Genomic DNA, 19,370 nt, shown 5'->3' on the forward strand with positions numbered 1-19,370 from the left:
CAACTAAACATTTATAACAACTATGAATAGTCCTTCCCCTTTATGAATAATAACATTTCTCAATTATGGCTTTTTCTCATCTCACGTCAGCAATTCTCTTCGGAGAGGTTTTCTATGCAAAGGTACAGCGTGCGTCCGGTCGTCAAGTACCGCTTTCGCTAACGGTTCCCGGATATTCTTCACGGCAGCCTTCCGCAAATCGAAGATGGGCTTTTAGCCCCCGTCTCGTTGCAGAACAAAGCCGGTCGAGCCGGGTTTTGCCCTTGCACTCGGCGGTTGGGTATTCCGTTCCATCCCGTACACTGTTTACTTGCCTTATCCGTCCTTTTTCCGCTGTCAGTCCTGCATAAAAATCATTCCCCGACGAGAAGCCGAAGAGCTTCAAGAAAAGGGAAACAAGAAAATGTTTGACAATCTAAAATTTACAATTATGCACAGCAGGATTTTTCAAATTTCAACGGAGCCGATAGACAAAGAAAACTATCTGAATGAGGACACACTCCAGCAAGGAGACGGGAGCTTCTATGACTATTGTTCAGAAATAGACGAGGAAAACCGTAAAGAGGATATTGCCAATTTGGTCAATCATGCCTTACCCAACGGAATGTTCGAGCTTATATCCGATGACACCATGCGCTATAATGGTGGAATAGAGCAATGGAAAGAGGAGTATGTCGCCAATATCAAAAAGAGAGCGGATGCTCTTACGGTAGATAATATGTTGGAATGGGGTTCGACCTATTATCTCAAACAGGCAGTAGAAAATCCGTTGGATGTCGCCTATCATTTCTATTTGGATGGCGACGGCTGCCAGTCTTTTGCCGAACAGTCCTTTGCGTTTATGGAGTTTGTTTGTAGGCTTGAACCGGGAACGATACTCTACATCGGAGGAGTTGTTGATTATCACTTCTGATGATTGTCCGAAACATTGGCAATCACCCGCCTCAAAAGCGGGTGGTTGCTCTCTTTTTTGCACAGGCTCCCCGATTACTTTTATAACATACTCTGCCGAGTTTCCGCCATCGGCTTCCCTGCCGGTATATTCCTGTTTTAAGGGTATAATCCCTTCACAGCCCCGACATACGCCGCAGATCTGTTTTCGTGTGCAAAGGTACGGTGGACGAACATGGTTCAAGTACCGCTATCGCTACCTGAAATAAAATTTGACGACAACTTTCCGTAATCGGAGATAACGGTATTTCATAAAATTTCATCGCAGGTTCCTTGTCCGTCGTTCTTGTATCCCCCGTTTGGAACGCACATGAAAACAACCTCTTTGGGCGAAGTCAGAAGACTTCAAGAAAAGGGAAATAAAAAAAATCACTAAATCAAAAGACAATGAACAAGTACGATTTCATCAAGCAAGGCAACCTCCTTTATCGGCACACTGCCGATAACGATGTAGAATGTCGAATTATCTCAACTCCCGAAAAAGTGGATAGCGACAGTATTATTTTAGTCGCAACAGGTTCTTCTGAGATTGAAGTTTTGGCATCGGAGCTATCACCCATTGGCTCATCGAGAAGCCACAAAGAGGAATTTCTGCGCTGGAAGAAAGAGCGTGAAGCCGAGGGCATGGAGTTTTTCAGCCGGTTGTCCGAAGTCATGGAAACAGACAGCGGTTTGGCTGTAGGCGATATGGTGGCGTTTACAAACGACTATGGGGTGGTGTTTGGCCCCAAAGAAGTATTAGCTTTCAGAAAGCCGTGGAATGGCGGTAGATGCGTATATATCGACAGTGATGCCTATTGGTTTCCAGACCGTCCCGGACAGCTTACTATCCTAAGCAAAGGAGGTGCGGAATGACAACAACCGGCATACTCAAACGACTTTGCGGCAATATTGCCGCAGGTCGTTTCAACTGGCAAAAATACTGCACGCCACAACTTTACTTCGGGTGGGAGATTTGTGTTACCCCTCTGCATTGCTCATACGGACAGATAGGCTATACCGTTAATTTCCCTTATACCAATATACCGGAAGTGGAATACGATTGGGAAATGGGCAAACTGACCATTGACGGCGAGAAGTGGAAAAGTTATTTGTGGAACGAATAATAATAAATATCAATATGGCACAGAATTTTTATACCAAATGGCAGAACGCTATCCTTGCAGATGCAGGAGGCTATGTTTCAAAAGAGTATCGCAGTTTCCAGACAGCATTGGTACGTGAGATTTCCAAATATGCAACGGCGGTCGGTGCACAGGTGGCATCCAACTTAAAAGGACATTATGATACCTCATGTTTCATCGAGCGCAACGGCAAGTTCGTTTACATCAGGCACTCTTCCACGTTGGCCCGAATGGGCGGCGGCGTAAGAGTTGAACTTGATTCGTTTCTGATACGGACAGCCCAACACGCAAAAGACTACAGAGGAGGATATAACCAATATTGTGACATGGCAAATTTGCAGTCCATGATGGATGATTTACTGAAAGAATAAAAAAACGAAAACAAGAAAAGATGCGGAGCCAACCGGTTCCGCATCTTTTCTTGTTTTCCTTACCGGCGCATACCGCCACCGTATTCAGCCTCTTGTAGTTCTGCCCGATACTCTTCCAGTTCGTTCAGCTTCTCGTTCACGGCTTGCAAGTTAGCATCCAACCCGATATTGTGGTCGTAAGGGAAACGATGCTGCGCGACCAGCCCGGCATTGGTGGGCTGCCCGACATCAAGCGTATCGGATTCCTTGTTATATTCGACATACAGCACGTCGCCGTTCGGCATCTCGAAGGTCGGAATCTTTTGATGCGCCAAAGCGGAGAACTGTTCCACCGCCATCTCCCTGGCAACCTCTTTTATCGTCTCTCCGGCAATATCGACACCGTAACGCCGGATATGGTCTCGGATTTCCTGCTCCGTGAATTTCAACATCACCTCGTAGGTTCCCCCGACACTCCCGTTGTACACGACAGCAAAATTCCCGTCATCGACAATAAGGCTGTCACCCTTGTTGTTCGTAGCCGACGGATAAGTATATTTCTCGTTGATACCGTTGCCGTCATAATACTCCTTGGCAAGCGTAAGCAACCCCTCATAATCACCTTTGTCCCTAAGTTCGTCAAGCTGCCTCGTATCATCCGAGGACTGGAGATAAACGACAGAGGAATAATAAATCTTCTCCTTTGCCGCCACTCCATTCTCCTGCTTCTCACCGACATTCTGTTCCAACTCCTGCGCTATCTTATCCACCCTTTGGGTAATCATTGAAGTCGCTTTCTTTACATCCAGAAGCGTCGTCTTAATGAACTGCGGCGATTCCTTCAGCTCATCAAGCCAACTTTTGAGATACGCGCAACTGTCCTCCTTGATATGCTTGGTCATGCCATAACGCTGTGCGACCAATGCGCTGCCCAATTCCGCCACCAGTTCCTCACGGGCATACTCCGGGGAACCGAAGGCAGTCGGCTTGAATCGGTCGAGAACACCCTCCGCACCGGTCGAGTGTGTCATTTCGTGGAACAGCGTCCCATAGAACGACTCTCCCGATTTGAATTGTTCCTTTTCCGGCACGATGATTTCATTGTTCGAGATTGAATAGTAGGCTTTATCCTGATATTGCGGTGTAATCGGGCAAATCCACAGATTGTCCCGTATCATCGTATCGACAGGTGCGAAACTGAAATGCTCGCCGTTCTCAATGGCCGGACGCGAGTTTTCCCGCTCCAGCTTTTCCCATAGCTCCGGCCTCGCTTCCTGCAAATTGGTCTGCGCGACATTGAAGACACGGAACACCTGCATCTTCGGATAGACATTGTACTGATTCTTTTCTTCATCGGACAACTTCTTGTAATCGTCATACTTGATTTTCTCCCTGGTTTCCTTATGGATGCAAGTGAACGTGGTGAGCATGACCGGAAAGGACTTCTCGCCACGAAGCACGGAGACACGGGGCAGTTCCTCCCCATCCTTGCCGGGCTTGTTGAGCCGCTGCACACAGTCGAACGTACAGAAACGGGGAATCTTGTACCCCTCTTTCTCACAGTGAAGGAGCAACATAAAGGCATTCATCCCGTTGTACTCGCGCCCGTGAAGGTTGCGGGGCCACTGCAACGCACCCTCCGTAAACCAAGGCTTTTTCCAGTCCTTGTGGATGCCCTCGATTTTCTCGATCATCATTTCGGCGAACAGGTCGAGTGCCTTGTCCTCGCTGTTCGGCCCGTCGGCATTTCTTTTTCTGTAACCGGCCATAACCCTTACTGATTATAGTTAGACGAATCCGCCACATATTGCGCCAGTTCCTCCACCTTGCAGGAGAGGTTGACCTTCCCGTTGTGCGCCGACAGGTTCATTTCACCTCTGGCATCCACCTTTACACCCGGCTGCAGCCACTCATCGCGCTCCTTGCCGAAACAGAAGAAGCGCACCCACTGGTACTCGAAGCCGTCATCGACCTTCTCCGCGCTGAACGCCGAGAATACCGTGTACGGCTGGTCTTTCTTATCCCTTTTTTCTTCGATGTTCTGGCCGGTCTTGCCACGAAACACCAGTTCGCCCTTGACGGAATCCGCATTATCCGTAGCGGCATGGCAGATTTCATCGGCGAACAGGTTGAAATAGAGCTTGTCGCCCCGACGTTTGAGATACATCGTACCCCTCACTTCCACACGGGAGCCGTTCCGATAACCGGCGGCTTCTTCCTGGTTGCCCTCCCTGCGGACATCCACCTCGATAGTGTGCTGGCCACCAGTCGCCGGAATCTGTACCCGGAGTGGAAATGCCAGAAACTCTTTATCTTCTTTGTTCTTGCGAACCGACGCATCGCGGCCGATAACGCCGCATACCGTAACATTACATTTAATCATTTGTTTTTCTGTCTTTAATGATACATGGATCATCCGACAAGTGATACATGGGTTGATTGATGTTGAACTGTTGGAGGGTACAGTCAGTCAGGTGCGCGTATCATCGCCCAGACAATCCATCCGGCGATGACTAATTGCACGCCCACGACAACGAACGTCCCGATCCACCCCAACAGCAGGTAGCAGAACCGGACGTGCAAAGCAAGGATGGAAACTCCCGCCAGACACTTGCATAGCTGTATCATCACGCATTTTATCATATCGCCATGCTTTTATCTTCGCAGGTTTTCCGTCTGTCCCTGTTGCCGGGACATCCCTTGCTCGAAATTCTGAGAGGCCGCTTCCGACAGGATAACCGTATTCAGCATACCGGTTACACGCATCCGCTTGGCCTCTTCCGTGAGTGTGCCGTTGTTCAACGTGGCAGACAACCGGCTCAGCTCGGAAGCGGTCAGCTCCCGTGAGACACGCAGTTCGCCATTGTCCGCATTCAAGACAGCCTTGCCGTTCTCGCCGATAGTCAGGTCGCAGTTCTTCATATTCGGCAACAACGGCTTCAGGTCAATGGCACGAAGATCCATCATAGCAGATATGGCCGCCTTCTGTTCCTCTTCGTTCCGGTTGTCAATCTGTGTGGCCAGCAGCATCAGGGAGGCGAAAGCGGTCATCGCCATCTCCACAATCGGGTCGTTGCAACCCGACATTCCCACACCGCTGTCCTCCGACGAAAGGAGCTTCTTCATCCATCCGTCAGGCGAAAGGTTCTTTTCAGGCACGGTCTCTTCCGCCACCTTGTATTTGGCGAGCAGGTCATTACCGTTGTGCAGCATTTGCAGCTTGATATGTCCTTTCTGTGCGATTTCAGCCAGATACGCCGCAGGGTCTATGTCCCGCATCGTTCCGTCGGCATAGATATTCTTCACACCGAAATGCAGATGCTCCCCGGTCGTCCGTGTCCCCGTATTGCCCGATGTGCCGAGCCGTCCGCCGGCCTGTACCGTATCGCCGACCTTGACGGAAATCTCCTTGAGGTGCATATAGGTACATTGTACCTTGCTGCCGTCCGTCCGGGCATATTCCACCGTCAGCGACCTGCCGCCGGGCGTGTTCCTGTTTTGGTTTACCGCCACGACCTTGCCGCCGTTTTCCGTAGCCAGTACCGCGTCGCCTTTACAACGGATATCCACCCCCTTGTGCATCTGCTGCTTTGTGCCGTCCATCGGGTCTTGCCGTGTTCCGAACGGCGAGGTGACGAATAGAAATTCCTCCCGTTCCACCGGAAACGAATACCCCGTTCCATGTTCCGCACCCTCGGATGTTTGGAGCGGATTGTGTTCCACCCCGAACTGCCTGCCCTGTGCCGCCATCTCCTGCATCACCTGCCTGTCATACTGCTGCAAGCCGTTCTGTTCGATGATTCTTTGCAGGTTCTCGGCATACTTGCCTCCTGTGGCGTAACCGGCTTTCTCAATACTTTGTGCCCAGCCCTTGTAATCGTCCGGGGAGAGCTTGAAGCAACTGGCATAGCGGCTGTTCTCCTTCAAAAAGCGGGAGTGATGCTCGTATGAATCACCCACGCTGTCATAGCTGCAGAACTTTTCATTCGGCTTGTCGTCCGTATAGGTTCCGTACCTGCCGCCCCCGGCAATCCACGAGGGGGTTGCCTTGATACCGAAATGGTTGTTCTCGTTTCTTGCCAGACGGCTTTGTCCGTTGCTGCTTTCCAGTATGCCTTGCGCCAATGTGACGGAAGCCGGAATGCCATACCTGCGCATCTGTTCCATCGCATACTCCGCGTACTGTTGTGCATATTCCTGATTCTTGCCCATAATCTTCCTCCTTATCTGTGAATACCACTGTGCGTTTCCTGTTCGGCCTGCTGCTTCTCTTGCGCCTCCATGTCACTGATAGCAACCCGCTCACCGGCACGGACAAGTTTCGGCAGGTAGCTGTCAAGCTGATTCATCGGGAACTCCGCATAAGATGTGAAGCCCCGTTCCCGGTTCCCCGCATACTCATTCAGTCCGATACCCAGTATTTTCGCACTCTTTACGGCGTCCTCGTCATAGAGCCGATACACCTCTCCGGTACGGATCAGGTGCAAGGCATCGGGGTACTTTTCCTTGACCTTGTCCCAAAACTGCCGTTGTGGGGAAACATTTTCATCATTTTTCGCTTCCGGCCGGTTCTTTGCCACCGCCTCGTTCTGTTGCCGCACCTGTTCTTCCTGCTTCTGTTCCCCGACGGATTGCCCCTTTTGCAGCACATCGGCAAACAGCGTGGCCGCCAGATGCCGCTTGTAGCCTTCACGGTCTTCCGCCACCCACATCCGTTGCCATTGTTGCGGCGTGACGCTCCGGGGCTGCAATTTTTGCCCGTCGATGGTCGCCACGCACTGAATGCCGTCCTGCCTGGTCTTGAAGACAGACACACGCTGAATACGGTTCAGGTCAATCTCCGGCGTCTCGCTGCTGAACAAATCCACTTTCAGGTCAGGCTTGACTTCCGCCAGTGTATAATATTTGTGCGCCAGCTCCATGCGTACCTTGTCGATGTTGTCCATCGCCTGCTTGAGCGTGGAGAAAAAGCGGTTCACATCCTCCTTGTCGGGATAGACACTGTACCCCTCCTTGTTCTCCGGCTTGATATAGAGTGCCCATCGGTTCTTGTCATCCTGAATCATCTGTACGGCATCGAACCCGACCTCGTTCGCCCGCCTGACCGCATCCGACACGTCCAGTGTGGAAAGCCTTTCCAATGTGTAGTTCCTTAGCCTGGCCAATGTCACCAGTTTCTCGTTGAAATAGCTGTCGTCAGGTCTGTAGCCCAGCGCACCGTCGGTATTATAGAAGCGTACCTGTTCGATGCCCTCCTTATTCAAGGCACGTTCGATACGCCCCTTGTTCATGCCGGGAATCTCGTTGTTCACTTCGGTCGAAGCCCCAGCCGGCAAAATGACATCCGCCGATTTCGCTTCCCGGTCAATAACGAGGACAATACTTTTCGCCGCCTTGTCCGGGTGTTGGCGGATTTCGTTCGCCACGAAGTAATGCTTGGGCATCTGCTCCTGCATGGTCGTGGTCTGCCGCCTGTTGCGCAGGGTGGCGTACTCTATTTTCTCGCCCCGTTCCGCCTTGCGGATAACGTCAAGCGCATTGTTCACGTCGCTTTCGAGTGCATCCATCATGCAAGGATTCTCCTTGAACTCCCGACACCAGTAATCCACCGTCTTCAGACTTTCATCGGACAGACGCGCAGGCAGCCCCAGTTCCAGCATCTTGATTCCCGAAGCCAGTTCCACAATCAGCCGTTCATATTTTACCGCATCCTCCGACGGGGCCACGCCGTTCTTCATGACCATGCCCTCACGGGCAAGCCGCTGTTGGTGTCCTGTGGCACTCACAATCTGCCGCAAGGTTTCCTGCACATAGTCGTGGTAATGCTCAAAGTCCTTTTGACGCGGCATATAGACCGCATCCTTGTCCGTCTCGTAATGGGGTAATCCGCAGCCGTCCGAACGCACGGGGACGAGGTTGTCCCGCATTTTCAGCAGGAAATCGTTGAACCGGGTGCGCAACTTGCGGTTGTCCGCTTCGGTATATCCTTTCTCCTGAACACCGCCGTCCTGTCTTACCGCATCCTCGTAAGCCGGCTTGTCCACGTAGGGCAGCGTCGTCTGGTCGATGTTGAAGATAGTGCGTATCTCCCGGTTGTGGACACCCTTGAACTGTGCCTTCTGCCCTTCGTCCAACTGGAGATAGGCGGTGCGGTCGATGGTTTCATTCGGGTTGTTCCGGTTGACATACTTGTTCCAGTTATAGAACAGGAACGGTACGCCCTGCTCATGCTCCCGTACCGCAGCACCCCGTGCCTTGGTCTCGCTGTAAAGCGTGAACAGGTTGGTCTTGCATCCGTTATTGTCCGAATGCAAGGCCATAAAGAGGGCATTGAACGGACTGGCCGAGACACCCTGCGGATAGAGCCGGGGAAATCCCTTGCCCGATACGTTGAGCCAATGGCCGCCGGCGTTCGATGCCCCGCCCAGTGCGGCAGACAACAGCTCCGCCTGCCTTGCTTCGGCTTTCTTTTCGATTTGCGACTTTTCTTTCATATCATCATGCTTTTATTGTTCATGGAATTATTGGATGCCCCGTGTGCGCACGACCGTCTCCCGCTGTCCGTCGTCGTAATTCTGCGAGGCGATATGGCGCAACTGGTCGCTTTTGGCAAGCACGGCGTTCGCCAGCGTGTTCAGCGGCAATGCCCCTGCACGGTAAGCCTCTCCGACAGTCGGCGTGAGCTGGATAGTACAGGGAACACGGTCTATCGTGGCGATGAGCGTGCTGCCTTGCAGTACCGGGTTCACGATACGGGGATTGAGCGGCTCGTCGGGATAACGGCGGTACTGTTTCTCCGTCTGTTCGGCAGCGGACGGCATGGGTCGCCCCAAAGCCTCGTGTCCAGCCTTGTTCAGCAGGTTCGCGCCGCCCAGACCGACAAGGAGCATCTTCAGCAACGGGTTACGCACGAACAGACCGGCCACGATACTCGCTATCGGCAGCAGGTTGTCCCCCAGGCGCAACGATTGTGTCTTGCCGGTAAACGCCCCCAGCAGGATGTCGGGCAGCATGGCCATGACATATCCGAGGTTGCCCGTGACGTCTCCCATACCGTCCAGCCCCAGCATACCGAGCAATCCGTTCCAACCGTTCGTGTTGTTCTGTACGGCCTGTTCCTCTTGCATTTCTTCCTTGTGGGGAACAACCGCCTGCCGTTCCTCTTTTTCTTCTTTTTCCCTCTGTTCCGTCTCCGGCTGCGCTGACTCCTTTTTGGCAGTTACAGCCGTTGCATTCTTATATTTCTCCAAATGCTTCAGATAGGCTTCTTCCTGTCCGGGAGCGACGACCAGCGGCACATCCTTGTACCGTTCGGCACGTTCATTCTTCTTTTCAGGGTGTCCGGGCAGTTCGGGCATTTGGAAAGGGGTAAACTTCGGCGTCTGCATCCACTTCAAAAAATTAAAGTCCATCACCGGTATTTTCTTTTTCAATCGCTCGTTGGCCGCCATGATAAGCGGACTCTCGCCGGTCTGTACCGTTGCAGCCTCTTTGCGGAAGTCCGCAAACACGTTCCGTTCGCTGCCGAACACCCCTTTGCTGATGCACTGTTCCACAGAAAGCGTATCAGGCTTTTTCGGCTCGAAACGGGAGGCGACTGCCGAGATAGCCACATCTGCCCCGACAAACTTCGCCAGTGTTGCCCACGAACCCACGCCGCCCATCATCACGGTATCTGCCGTTGCGCCCAGTACCCGACCCGCGCCTTTTTCCCATCCTTTCGGACGGTAGGCCGCTTCGCCCCGTGCCTCGATTTCCTCGGCAAGCGGCGAGCGGTTCAAGGTCTGCGAGAGTCCGAGCAGGCTCGATTCGGCGGCCTTGCGGATGATGTAGTCGGCTGACGATTTCGGCATACGCTCCTTGACCAGCCGGTCAATCATCAGTTCCTCCACCCGGTAGTCCATATAGGCATAGGCAAGGTCACCGCCTAATTGTTCCGACAGTTCATCGTAACGCTTGCGTCCGATTTCCTGCACGACGGTATCACGCCACTGCCCGGCCATGTATGCGAGGTCTTGCTGTATCTCCTTGGAGCCGGTAATCTCCGCCTTGCACATTCCGATATAGTCCTCCGTTGTCTTCGAGTTCCATTCGCCCGTGACCTTGAGTACCTGGTATGGGTCGCCCATCGGTTGTGCCGCAGACGCCATCGCGCTGAGTATGCCGCCCAAGGAGGTGGAATATTCCCTCATTTCCTCGCCCTGTTTCTTCGTGAGGTAAGCCTGCGTTTTTGACATGACGGGCGCAAGGTGGCAATGGAAATAGTCGCTCACGAGGCGTTCCATTTCCGCGAATTGCCGGCTATGTTTGATTCCATCCATATTGTGTACTATATATTTATCTGTTTCAATAACTGTTCTTTCGTCTGCTCGATGGCGTTGTGGTAAACCTCCATCTGCCGGGGAAAGAACTCTTCCAGCCATGCGTCCTTCTCGATGTTGTCCTGCATGAACCGTATCGCCTGCTCCCGTTCGATTTCGACGGATGTCTCGCCCTCTTCCCGGTTGTTGAACCATGCCTTCGTCCACCAGCGCACACCCGCCCGGTCGGGATAGACCGTGACAAGCCTCGGTATGTCGAAGCTCTGGATGTCGATGTCCAGTTCCGCCAACGGGTCGATGACACCGTTATATGTCAGGGCTTCGTCATGGAGTTTTTTTTTACGTCGCCGTCCGCTGTGGAGAGGTACACGTCATGCCGCAGGGCGAGGTAATGCAGGAAATCCGCAATCAGGAGGTTCTGTACCTTGCAGGCCAGCGGCAGGGCTTTGTGTCCCAGTCCGAGCGGATTGGCCATGCTCGGCATATTCTCGTAGAAATACTCCTTCATCGCGCCCACCGTGAAGATGTGGCGTAGCGACTGCTCCGTATTTCGGGGCAAGGTGTATGTCCCATGCCGCAAATCCTCCATGTAATGCGGCAGGAAGCGCAGCATCAGTTCCTCTATCTCCCTCTTGTCGTGTTCGTAATCGGTTTTCAGTTCCAGACCGGAGAAATAGTCAGTCTCGTGTCCGCCAGCCTGACGCATCGCCTGAATATTCCCGTACAGCATCGTCAGGAACTCCAGCGGGTTCAGTTCCTCTCCCTTGAAGCGGACGGCGATATGCAGCTTGTCGCCGCTCAGGGCTACCGTCTGCCCGGCCTTGACACGCTGGCCGAATTGGGCGAACACATTGGACAGGTTTCCGTAGGTCACCTCATACTCCCCGTAGCGGATGGTCTGGCAGATGCCGTGTCCGCTATCGTTGCCCACGCCCGACACGATGCCGCTGGCAAGGGCGGAAAGCGTATAGCACCGCACGTTGAAGTCGATGCCGTGATGAAAGAATTTCTCGCCCGTCGCCGGGTCGGTCTGTTCGCCGTAGCCGAGCGACAGCTCCACATCCTTGCCCTGCTGTTCCTCGAAAGGCATACAATAGCCGCTCTCGGATTGCAGGATCATTTCTTCTGTATATTTCATGCTGTTTCCATTTTGATTCATATTCCTATCTTCTCATCCCTCCGCTGTGCGTCTGTTTCTCGGCCGGAAGGTCAGGTGTCCGGCTACGCTGCACGTTTCCCGTTTCCTGCGTTCGGAGGACACCCGCGTTATTACCGATAAGCATCATGCCGAGGAACGCCCCCGCGATTTTTCCTAACCAGCCGAAGCGTCCGAATATGAGGAACGCCGCCGCGACCAGTCCGGCGATGCCCAACCCCGACACGTTGCCGCTGCCGAGGTTGCGGAAAAAGTTGCCGAACATATCCATGACACCGCCACCAGAGGCTTGGCGCAGAAAGTTCGACACGCCGTTCAGCTTGTTGTCGATACCGGTCACCGCACCGCTGACCGAGCCGATGGCTTCCCCGGCCTTGCCCGTCAGTTCACGCACACCGTCAGCCGTCTCCGCGAGGGTATTCGTCGCCAGTTCGCCGATGACCGCATCGCTCACGATGCGCACCACGCTTTTGTCGGTGGTCAGCTTCTCCCAGCCCACATAACCGACTGCGCCGCCGACAGTCGCCGTCTTGACGGCCTGACCCGCACCACGCAAGGTTTGCGAGGGGTGCAAAGCCGCATTGCCCATTTTCTTGCCGGTAGCCGCCGTAGCCGTCCCGACACCTTTCATGGCCTTGCCGCCATATTTCAATATTGAATCCCAAACTCCCATACGTTATCTGTTTTTAAGGTCTTACATTTTTTCCTATCTGCCGCCAGCGTCGCTTGGCAGCTTCCACGATGTCCCGCTTGTCGGCCGTCGGACGTGCCCCTTCGTTGATTTCACGCCAGATGTCGCCCATCGTCGTGTACTTCACCGCCTTGGTCAGCCGTTGCAGCTTCTTGTTCATCAGCTTGAGCTTCGGACGGATGCCGAAGACGATTTCCATGCGCTCCTTCTCCGTCATCTTGTTGTCCGAAAGGCACGCCATGCGGATGTCATTCACAATCTCCACGCTGTTCATGATCAGTTCCCGGTAAATCCGGTTCCGTTGCGTGGAGAGGGCGACGGCCAGCGCATTGGGACTGTTACGGCTCACCTGTCTGGTAAAGTCACCCATATTGTCCGTCAGCTTCGATATTTCGTGGTAGAAACCGTATATCTGCGCCGCGTAGCAGACTATCGACCGGAAAGAGTCCAGATAGTTGTTGAACTCCCGTTGCAGGTCGGTCGTGGCTTTCACTTCCTCTTTCGTCCACAGGTGTCCGGTGGTCTGCAGCAGCATGACCTTCTCCTGGTTCTTCAGCTCCTTTTCCGCCTTGTCGGTATAGAGCAGAATCATCCCGGCAAGCACGGGGTCGTTCTGCGCCCATGTCTTGTTAATACCGATGCACAACAATAAGATGCCTATCCAAATCGTCCGTTTCATTGTCAGTTCCGTTTTTATCGTGCGAGGACGGCAGCCCTGCGCCAACGGGTCATGGCCATCCGTGCCGCCTCCCCGTTGTTGCGGTCGAGCATCCCGGCCGTCACATTGTTCCACACATCATTGAGGGTATAGTACCGTATGCTCAGGTAGAGCAGGTGCAGCTTCCGGCTGAAAGCCGAAAGTTTGTCGTTCAATGCCCACAGGGTCTTGCTGCGTTCCGCTCCCGTGAGCATATTCTCATGGCCGCCCTTGGCTACCGCGTCATTCAGGAGCGTGAAGACCGATACCAGTTCCGTTGCCGTCTCGATATACAGGTTGTTCATGCTCATGGAGGCGACGATGCCCTGCGGATTGTTCCTGATAGCCTTGCCTAATTTCCCCAACGTAAGGAAGATTCTCACCCCGTCGTTATAGAGGTGGGTGCAGGCTTTCAGTGATGAAGCATAGCCGCTTGCCGTCTTGAGATAGCTGTTATATTGCTTCTCCCATTTGTGAATGCGGTTGAACTCGGCGGCGATGCTGTTCTGCAGCATCGCTGTCTTCGTTTGGCCGTTTATCTGTTTCTCTATCTGGTCATTGATGACTTCGTTGCCCTCGGCCAACGCCATCCATTCCAACGGATTGGATGCCGTGATTTGTGCTTTCGCCCAGTGTGGCATCATGCAGACGGCAAAAATGACCAGACTAATGATTCGTGATTTCATATATTCCCTTTTTTCGTTTGTTATACTCGACCCGTTCCCGGATAAGCGTTACCGCATCGAAGTCGTATTCAATACCTACCAAATCAAGCCGGGGTGTATTCCTGTCCGTCGAGAAGATGCGTACCGTCTTCAATCCGCAAAGCTGTTGCATGAGGCTTTGGTGTTCCACAAAGTCCACGATGCGGTATTGCTCCATGTAGTCCGTCTTCCGGGACAGCACCCCATGCTGGCTGATAAGCTGCTCGCAACCGATATGGTAGCGTGTCCGGCGCAGATAGATGAAACGGTACAGCAATGCCAAAGAGAGCAAGGTGGCGACCGGTACGGCAAGAGCCGTCAGAGGCAGCCCCTCCATACCTCCGTACACCCATGCCGCACAACACAGCACGATTGCGGGCAGCTCGTCGATAAAGAACTGTCCGGCGTGCGGTTGCAGCACGATACTTTGGAAATGTCCTGTAGGTGCATCGGTCATCATCGGCGAAAGTGTGTTTGTTGTTCCTCTTCCGGTGACTGTTCTCTCGCCTGTGTCTCATCGACCGTCTCTTCCCGTTTCAGCTCGGCCAAAAGCTGTTCGTTCCAGTCCTTGCTGGGATAGGTCGGCTGTTCACGGACAAAAGAGGTATCGTTTTCCCTGTCCAAGCCGAGGAACTCCCGCAGCCCTTCCCGAAATTCCCGGTAATGACCGTTCATGATATCCGTCTGCTCCCGTATGTCGTCCGGGTGGCACAAACCGCTCGACCGCATCGACATGGCTTCTTCCCACGCGGATTCATATTTGCCGTAACTCGACCGCAAAGCGTCGGGCAACAGTTCAATGTCGCCTTCATCGAGATTCTTGCCGTCAGCGACGGAATCCAGATATGCCTTCCGCTCCGGCGTCTGCTCGATGGTGGAGCGGACAACCCGGTACATCTCCTGTTGCAGATTCTTGGCAAACTCGATTCCCGCAAGGTCGGTATCAAAACAGATATGCTGCCGGGCAGGAAGTGTAAGTGCGAGAACACCCCGCATCTGTTCCACCGTCGGGTTGCCGCCGGTAGATACGAAGACCGCTTTCCGCAAATCCTTGTTGTTTACCTGATGAAGCTGGTAATAGGCCATCGCATCGTAGGCACTCTCGAACCAGTAGATATGCCTGGCATTCGCAAGAGGCGTTTGGGCTGGGCTGGCAATCCATAGCCCTTGGCTCGAATTGCTCCCTTCCGCCTTTCCTTTATAACTGCCGCTGCCGTCCATGCGGGGGCGGCCTCGCTCTTCCAGACCGACAACCTGCCCCGTATCTTTCGGAACGGTCAGCGGAAAGGCGAGGTTGGTGTATTTCATGCCGTCCTCACGATGCTTTGTCGCCAGACAGAAATTCCGGTGGAAGGCGTATTGCGTGTAAAGGTCGATTCCACGATGCTTGAAAAACGGATAGAACTTCTTTTGTGTCGCCCGATCCTGCGGATTGAACTGGTGAATGTCGTAATCCGCCATATCAAACGGCTTCACCTCCCGTTTAGGCTGGATAATCCGGGTATCCCGGTCAGCGACGGGTTGGTTCAGCAACCGGTTGCAGACAAGGTTTACCAGTCGGTCGGAAGACACGCCTGCACGGTATTCCGCAAAAAAATGCGGATGCTCCTTGATAAAGGAAATGATGTTATACGACTTCTGCTGTTGCGGTTTGAAACAGCATTTCCCTTGCTGCGTGACAATGAACTTGTCGTTGCGGATGCGCCGCCCCTCGCTGTCCAACCGGACATACGAGGGATAGCGCAGGCCGTCGCGCCGGTTCAGGTGATAGCCCGCATCGATAAGCACGTCCTGAATGTTCAGCCTGCGCAGAAAATCGTCATAAGTCAGTTCGCCCTCTCTCATGGTTTACCTCCCCATTCTCATATCATTGATTTCACGGTTCATCTCTGCCTCGAAACAACGGATGGCCACATCCCTCGGCGTATCGACACCCGGCTTGAAGTACGGGCGTGGCGGACCGCCGAAACGCTCGCCGTAGAACTCCGGGGCATGGCAGTGATGGTGGATGCCGTGCGCGACACCCGCCGCGACTACCGTACCTGCGGTGAGGGCGGCAAAGATTTTCGTACCGAGCGCCCGTTGTGCTTCCGGGCGTGTTTTCATGTCCACTTCGCTGAAAATCTTGGAAAAGAGCTTCATCCGGTGATAATCATCCACAGCAAGGAACTTGTCGTAGTCCCGTTGAGTGATTTCGTGGCTGATAGCCTGACCGTCGATAACGGCGGTCATCCTGTATTTCCCCTCGGTCTGTGCCGGTTGAACGGCTATCTGGCTCACTTCGACTTCCCGTCCGTGCTTCTCTTCCCGATACCATCCCTTGTTTTCATTCAGAAACTGGAGGTCACGCCCGTCCACTGACGCACCGATCTCTCCCTGTATGGATTCCTCTTGCTGTTGCAGCGAGGTTTCCACCGGCATGAAAGCCTCCTGCTCCTGCCGTTGGCGTTGTTCCAAATCCTGCTGTACTTCGGGATGCAGACCGATAGCGATGCGTTGATCGCTGTTGAGAGCCTCCATCGTCACTTTGTCGGAAAAGTCAGCCCCGATAATGCCGTTCAGCAGTTCCAGACGTTTTTCTACGGGTTGTTCCTCGATGGGTGTGGCAACCAGTGTCCTCACTTCCTCTTCCGTCAGGTCATAGACCATATCGGCTTGGACGCTTTCCGACTGCACGGTTAGCGTCCGCCTTTCCGCATCCACGACAAGACCGTGCGAGGCAAGGCACTCCGCCCATTTCTCGTTGGAAAAATAGACCGGAGAGGCTATAAGCTCCTTGTACGGCCGTGCCGGTTCTCCGCTGCGCGGACGGCTGACAATCGGCGTGATGACCGCCTGCAAGTCCTGCAGAACGTCCCGTTGCTGTACGGGTTGCGCTTGTTGATGCCCCTTGTAATAGAATCCGTAACCGCCCGATTGCAACTCGCCGGGCTTCATGCGCCCGTCGGGACGTTCGGGTACGATGGACGGCCCCGGAAAGAACAGTTGGCCGCCGACCCTGCGCAGGTGGAAGCCCCACTGGTTGCGTGGCGTCCAGCCGAGGAACGGCGGGGGCATTCCCATCCGTCCCATGCGACCGTACTCGCCGATGCCGATGCGGTAGCCGTGCAGCCCCATAGCCACACGCCCGTTGGCATTGCGGGCATGGACGAAGTTCTTGGGCATGTAGAAGTCTTTGCCCACGATGCTCGTGAGCACGTTGTAGGCTTTCTTGTTGGCCGTATTGGTTCCCCAGTCCGTGAGTGCCAACATCTGACGTTCGCTTATCGGATAGACCAGCAGCGGAGAATCATGCCCCTGCACAATCAGCCGATACCCTGAACCATCAAGCGCAACATGGGCTTGCAGGCCGTTACGCATCAGCATATTGCGCATTTCGGGCTGCAAGTCCATCTGCCGGGGATTGGTATTCGTTCGTATCGCCATAGTCGGATTGTTTTCGTTATGCGTCGCCGCGTTCCATTGCCGCCTCCAACTGTTCGTCCTTGAAGCGGACAAACTCGGCAGCGGATTCGTTGCCGACAGCAAGCCCCTTTTCCTCGCAGTAACGGGCGTATTCCTCCTGCCAGTCGGCGGAGAAATGATTGACGTAATCGAGCCAGCCGTATTCGCCGCTCTGCATCTTCCCGACAAGCACCTCTTCGGGATAATATTCGTTTTGTGCCATAATCTACGGATTGATTGTTTTTACTTGTGAAGGGCTGCCGCACGGTTGCGCTCGCCGCTCTTCTTCTGTTCGTTCCACAACTCCTCGGTGTAGTCCTCTTCCGAAACGTAGTCAAGGTTGCCGTCATCGTCCATGACCCAGCAACCGTAGCACCCGAAGGTGTATTTGTCCCACTCTCGCTTGGGTTGGTTGCGCCATTGCTGCGCGTCGCCCGAACAGATGCGGATGCCGGTCTTGGCATGAAGGTCTATGCCCACTGTGGCAGGCTCGCCGTCCACGACGACCGTCAGCGGCTCGCCGTGCTGCATCCCGTTTACCTCCACTGCACCGAGGCGCATGACCTCGGCCAGCACTTTCAGGTTGCGTGCGATGATGGGCGTGGGGACATACATCACCTGTTTCGTCTCGGTGTCAATCTGCACGAAAGCCTTGCTGTTCCGGCCGTCCGCCATTTCCACGTCGGCGACAATCGCCTTGCCGTCGAGCAACTGTTTCTGCTGCGCTTCGTCATACCGTTCCAACGGAGAGGATTTCAGTGCCGGATAGAAGACCACATCCACCTGACCGTTGTCCATGCGGATAAAGGCAAAGCGGCTACGGCTCTCTATTTGCCCGCCATGCTCGTCCGTAACACGCACGGGAAGCACGGGAGAATGCCGACCATTGCAGATGTCGTCCAACACACGCATCGGCAAATCCTCGATCATCTCCCGTGTGAGACCGAATCGTTCCAGTGCCGGGAAGGGTAATTCATCAAATTCAATCTGAACTTTTTTCATACTATATTTATATTATAAAATTGTACTATACAAAGATAGAGACATCTTATTGTGACGAACAAAAATACAGCTATATAAACGGTTGTAATATGCTGTTTTTATCTTCATTAGTACAATTATCTAATCAAAATCGTACTAATAGACGCAAAATATCAAACCAATACAAGAAATGACGGCTGTTTGTTTCCGACATGAAAACTCCCGTTATAACTTTGCCGAATGAGAAAAATTTTACTGATAGCAATATCGGGTATTTCATTCTGCACGATGCCCGTTCAGGCGCAGTTCAACACGATTGCCAAGACACCAGAAAGATACAAGGTAGAAGCCTTGCAGGAGGGTATGAAAAAGCAGGAGCCGACACCCGAAAGCATGGCTCCTGCACAGGAGACTTCGACAAAACCTGCCGATGAAAGTAAGAAGTTGTGGATTGACCGTTATCTCAGCGTGTCTTATCCATTGCAGCGCATCAGAATTACATCGCCATACGGCTACCGGAAAGACCCGTTTACCGGGAAGAGGAAGTTTCACGGCGGTATCGACCTGCACGCACGGGGCGAGCAGGTATTGGCCATGATGGAGGGGGTGGTCATCAAAGTGGGACAGGACAAGACTTCCGGCAAGTATGTGACCCTGCGGCACGGAAATTACACCGTCAGCTATTGCCACCTTTCACGGGTGCTGGCCGCCAAGGGTACGGTAGTCCGTCCCCGTGATGCCGTCGGTATAACCGGCTCGACTGGACGAAGTACAGGCGAACACCTGCACATAACCTGCAAGCTAAATGGCAAGAGTGTCGATCCGTCGGTCGTTTTCGATTACATCAGGACTACACAGCAGGAGTGCATTTCAGCTTTGAGCAGACTGTTGTAAGAGTGTTTATGTCGCCAAACGCTAATCGAAAAGAGTGTCATTAGGTGATGTGGTTTT

Annotated in this window: 22 protein-coding genes; 5 read left to right on the forward strand and 17 right to left on the reverse strand. The window is 53.4% G+C overall.

Annotated elements, in window-relative coordinates:
- Positions 1–142 precede the first annotated feature (142 nt).
- Complete coding sequence (locus KTR06_RS03425; protein WP_229096044.1) at positions 143–385, reverse strand: hypothetical protein; 243 nt, start codon at positions 383–385, stop codon at positions 143–145.
- Positions 386–430: 45 nt separating this feature from the next.
- Here KTR06_RS03425 and KTR06_RS03430 point away from each other — a divergent pair, with 45 nt between their 5' ends.
- The 4 genes from KTR06_RS03430 to KTR06_RS03445 all read left to right on the forward strand — a co-directional run bounded on the left by KTR06_RS03430 (position 431) and on the right by KTR06_RS03445 (position 2,446).
- Positions 431–913: a hypothetical protein gene (locus KTR06_RS03430; RefSeq protein WP_016278616.1), complete on the forward strand. Its 483-nt coding sequence runs from the start codon at positions 431–433 to the stop codon at positions 911–913.
- Between the two features lie 425 nt (positions 914–1,338).
- A complete protein-coding gene (locus tag KTR06_RS03435; protein ID WP_008782466.1) occupies positions 1,339–1,806 on the forward strand; it encodes a hypothetical protein in 468 nt (155 codons plus the stop codon).
- Positions 1,803–2,057, forward strand: a complete 255-nt coding sequence (locus KTR06_RS03440; protein ID WP_008782467.1) for a hypothetical protein — start codon at positions 1,803–1,805, stop codon at positions 2,055–2,057. The genes KTR06_RS03435 and KTR06_RS03440 overlap by 4 nt, the downstream gene beginning before the upstream one ends.
- A 14-nt stretch (positions 2,058–2,071) precedes the next feature.
- Positions 2,072–2,446: a hypothetical protein gene (locus tag KTR06_RS03445; protein WP_008782468.1), complete on the forward strand. Its 375-nt coding sequence runs from the start codon at positions 2,072–2,074 to the stop codon at positions 2,444–2,446.
- A gap of 59 nt (positions 2,447–2,505) precedes the next feature.
- Here the strand turns inward: KTR06_RS03445 and KTR06_RS03450 are convergent, their stop codons facing one another.
- From KTR06_RS03450 to KTR06_RS03525, 16 genes are all read right to left on the reverse strand, one after another.
- The gene (locus KTR06_RS03450) at positions 2,506–4,194 is read right to left on the reverse strand and encodes a zincin-like metallopeptidase domain-containing protein (protein ID WP_008782469.1); all 1,689 of its coding nucleotides are present in this window, start codon (positions 4,192–4,194) and stop codon (positions 2,506–2,508) included.
- A 5-nt stretch (positions 4,195–4,199) separates the two neighbouring features.
- Entirely contained in the window at positions 4,200–4,808 is a 609-nt protein-coding gene (locus tag KTR06_RS03455) for a hypothetical protein (RefSeq protein ID WP_016278615.1), read from the reverse strand.
- Positions 4,809–4,891: 83 nt separating this feature from the next.
- The gene (locus tag KTR06_RS03460) at positions 4,892–5,068 is read right to left on the reverse strand and encodes a hypothetical protein (protein WP_016278614.1); all 177 of its coding nucleotides are present in this window, start codon (positions 5,066–5,068) and stop codon (positions 4,892–4,894) included.
- A gap of 12 nt (positions 5,069–5,080) precedes the next feature.
- Positions 5,081–6,637 carry a glucosaminidase domain-containing protein gene (locus KTR06_RS03465; protein WP_008782471.1) on the reverse strand — a complete coding sequence of 519 codons (1,557 nt, stop codon included), beginning with the start codon at positions 6,635–6,637 and terminating at the stop codon, positions 5,081–5,083.
- Positions 6,638–6,648: 11 nt separating this feature from the next.
- Complete coding sequence (locus tag KTR06_RS03470) at positions 6,649–8,919, reverse strand: zincin-like metallopeptidase domain-containing protein (RefSeq protein ID WP_008782472.1); 2,271 nt, start codon at positions 8,917–8,919, stop codon at positions 6,649–6,651.
- Between the two features lie 27 nt (positions 8,920–8,946).
- On the reverse strand, positions 8,947–10,746 hold the full coding sequence (locus tag KTR06_RS03475) for a hypothetical protein (protein ID WP_008782473.1): 1,800 nt from the start codon (positions 10,744–10,746) through the stop codon (positions 8,947–8,949).
- Positions 10,747–10,754: 8 nt separating this feature from the next.
- Positions 10,755–11,036, reverse strand: coding sequence for a hypothetical protein (locus tag KTR06_RS03480; RefSeq protein WP_004301295.1), 282 nt, complete (start codon positions 11,034–11,036; stop codon positions 10,755–10,757).
- Between the two features lie 23 nt (positions 11,037–11,059).
- Complete coding sequence (locus KTR06_RS03485; protein WP_016278613.1) at positions 11,060–11,884, reverse strand: M23 family metallopeptidase; 825 nt, start codon at positions 11,882–11,884, stop codon at positions 11,060–11,062.
- A gap of 25 nt (positions 11,885–11,909) precedes the next feature.
- Positions 11,910–12,575 carry a hypothetical protein gene (locus tag KTR06_RS03490; RefSeq protein WP_008782475.1) on the reverse strand — a complete coding sequence of 222 codons (666 nt, stop codon included), beginning with the start codon at positions 12,573–12,575 and terminating at the stop codon, positions 11,910–11,912.
- Between the two features lie 13 nt (positions 12,576–12,588).
- A complete protein-coding gene (locus tag KTR06_RS03495) occupies positions 12,589–13,272 on the reverse strand; it encodes a hypothetical protein (RefSeq protein WP_008782476.1) in 684 nt (227 codons plus the stop codon).
- Between the two features lie 14 nt (positions 13,273–13,286).
- Positions 13,287–13,976 (reverse strand): hypothetical protein, encoded by a 690-nt coding sequence (locus KTR06_RS03500; RefSeq protein WP_008782477.1) that lies wholly within the window; start codon positions 13,974–13,976, stop codon positions 13,287–13,289.
- Positions 13,957–14,454: a PH domain-containing protein gene (locus KTR06_RS03505; RefSeq protein ID WP_008782478.1), complete on the reverse strand. Its 498-nt coding sequence runs from the start codon at positions 14,452–14,454 to the stop codon at positions 13,957–13,959. Before KTR06_RS03505 ends, KTR06_RS03500 begins: the two co-directional genes overlap by 20 nt.
- Positions 14,451–15,839 (reverse strand): toprim domain-containing protein, encoded by a 1,389-nt coding sequence (locus KTR06_RS03510; protein ID WP_008782479.1) that lies wholly within the window; start codon positions 15,837–15,839, stop codon positions 14,451–14,453. Before KTR06_RS03510 ends, KTR06_RS03505 begins: the two co-directional genes overlap by 4 nt.
- A gap of 3 nt (positions 15,840–15,842) precedes the next feature.
- A complete protein-coding gene (locus KTR06_RS03515; RefSeq protein ID WP_008782480.1) occupies positions 15,843–17,420 on the reverse strand; it encodes a hypothetical protein in 1,578 nt (525 codons plus the stop codon).
- A gap of 16 nt (positions 17,421–17,436) precedes the next feature.
- Entirely contained in the window at positions 17,437–17,661 is a 225-nt protein-coding gene (locus KTR06_RS03520; RefSeq protein ID WP_004301303.1) for a hypothetical protein, read from the reverse strand.
- Positions 17,662–17,681: 20 nt separating this feature from the next.
- On the reverse strand, positions 17,682–18,440 hold the full coding sequence (locus KTR06_RS03525) for a DUF4099 domain-containing protein (RefSeq protein WP_008669702.1): 759 nt from the start codon (positions 18,438–18,440) through the stop codon (positions 17,682–17,684).
- Between the two features lie 219 nt (positions 18,441–18,659).
- Here KTR06_RS03525 and KTR06_RS03530 point away from each other — a divergent pair, with 219 nt between their 5' ends.
- A complete protein-coding gene (locus tag KTR06_RS03530) occupies positions 18,660–19,313 on the forward strand; it encodes a M23 family metallopeptidase (RefSeq protein ID WP_008669703.1) in 654 nt (217 codons plus the stop codon).
- Positions 19,314–19,370: the final 57 nt, after the last annotated feature.

The sequence above is a fragment of the Bacteroides sp. MSK.20.12 genome (genome assembly GCF_019052435.1).
GTDB classification, from domain to species: Bacteria; Bacteroidota; Bacteroidia; order Bacteroidales; family Bacteroidaceae; genus Bacteroides; species Bacteroides xylanisolvens.

Excerpts from the sequence above, each read along its gene's own strand:
- KTR06_RS03460 (WP_016278614.1), bottom strand. The coding sequence starts at position 5,068 with ATGATAAAATGCGTGATGATACAGCTATGCAAGTGTCTGGCGGGAGTT.
- KTR06_RS03505 (WP_008782478.1), bottom strand. The coding sequence starts at position 14,454 with ATGATGACCGATGCACCTACAGGACATTTCCAAAGTATCGTGCTGCAA.
- KTR06_RS03470 (WP_008782472.1), bottom strand. The coding sequence starts at position 8,919 with ATGAAAGAAAAGTCGCAAATCGAAAAGAAAGCCGAAGCAAGGCAGGCG.
- KTR06_RS03485 (WP_016278613.1), bottom strand. The coding sequence starts at position 11,884 with ATGAAATATACAGAAGAAATGATCCTGCAATCCGAGAGCGGCTATTGT.
- KTR06_RS03445 (WP_008782468.1), top strand. The coding sequence starts at position 2,072 with ATGGCACAGAATTTTTATACCAAATGGCAGAACGCTATCCTTGCAGAT.
- KTR06_RS03510 (WP_008782479.1), bottom strand. The coding sequence starts at position 15,839 with ATGAGAGAGGGCGAACTGACTTATGACGATTTTCTGCGCAGGCTGAAC.
- KTR06_RS03435 (WP_008782466.1), top strand. The coding sequence starts at position 1,339 with ATGAACAAGTACGATTTCATCAAGCAAGGCAACCTCCTTTATCGGCAC.
- KTR06_RS03440 (WP_008782467.1), top strand. The coding sequence starts at position 1,803 with ATGACAACAACCGGCATACTCAAACGACTTTGCGGCAATATTGCCGCA.
- KTR06_RS03525 (WP_008669702.1), bottom strand. The coding sequence starts at position 18,440 with ATGAAAAAAGTTCAGATTGAATTTGATGAATTACCCTTCCCGGCACTG.
- KTR06_RS03530 (WP_008669703.1), top strand. The coding sequence starts at position 18,660 with ATGAGAAAAATTTTACTGATAGCAATATCGGGTATTTCATTCTGCACG.
- KTR06_RS03455 (WP_016278615.1), bottom strand. The coding sequence starts at position 4,808 with ATGATTAAATGTAATGTTACGGTATGCGGCGTTATCGGCCGCGATGCG.
- KTR06_RS03495 (WP_008782476.1), bottom strand. The coding sequence starts at position 13,272 with ATGAAACGGACGATTTGGATAGGCATCTTATTGTTGTGCATCGGTATT.
- KTR06_RS03450 (WP_008782469.1), bottom strand. The coding sequence starts at position 4,194 with ATGGCCGGTTACAGAAAAAGAAATGCCGACGGGCCGAACAGCGAGGAC.
- KTR06_RS03490 (WP_008782475.1), bottom strand. The coding sequence starts at position 12,575 with ATGGGAGTTTGGGATTCAATATTGAAATATGGCGGCAAGGCCATGAAA.
- KTR06_RS03500 (WP_008782477.1), bottom strand. The coding sequence starts at position 13,976 with ATGAAATCACGAATCATTAGTCTGGTCATTTTTGCCGTCTGCATGATG.
- KTR06_RS03520 (WP_004301303.1), bottom strand. The coding sequence starts at position 17,661 with ATGGCACAAAACGAATATTATCCCGAAGAGGTGCTTGTCGGGAAGATG.
- KTR06_RS03475 (WP_008782473.1), bottom strand. The coding sequence starts at position 10,746 with ATGGATGGAATCAAACATAGCCGGCAATTCGCGGAAATGGAACGCCTC.
- KTR06_RS03515 (WP_008782480.1), bottom strand. The coding sequence starts at position 17,420 with ATGGCGATACGAACGAATACCAATCCCCGGCAGATGGACTTGCAGCCC.
- KTR06_RS03430 (WP_016278616.1), top strand. The coding sequence starts at position 431 with ATGCACAGCAGGATTTTTCAAATTTCAACGGAGCCGATAGACAAAGAA.
- KTR06_RS03465 (WP_008782471.1), bottom strand. The coding sequence starts at position 6,637 with ATGGGCAAGAATCAGGAATATGCACAACAGTACGCGGAGTATGCGATG.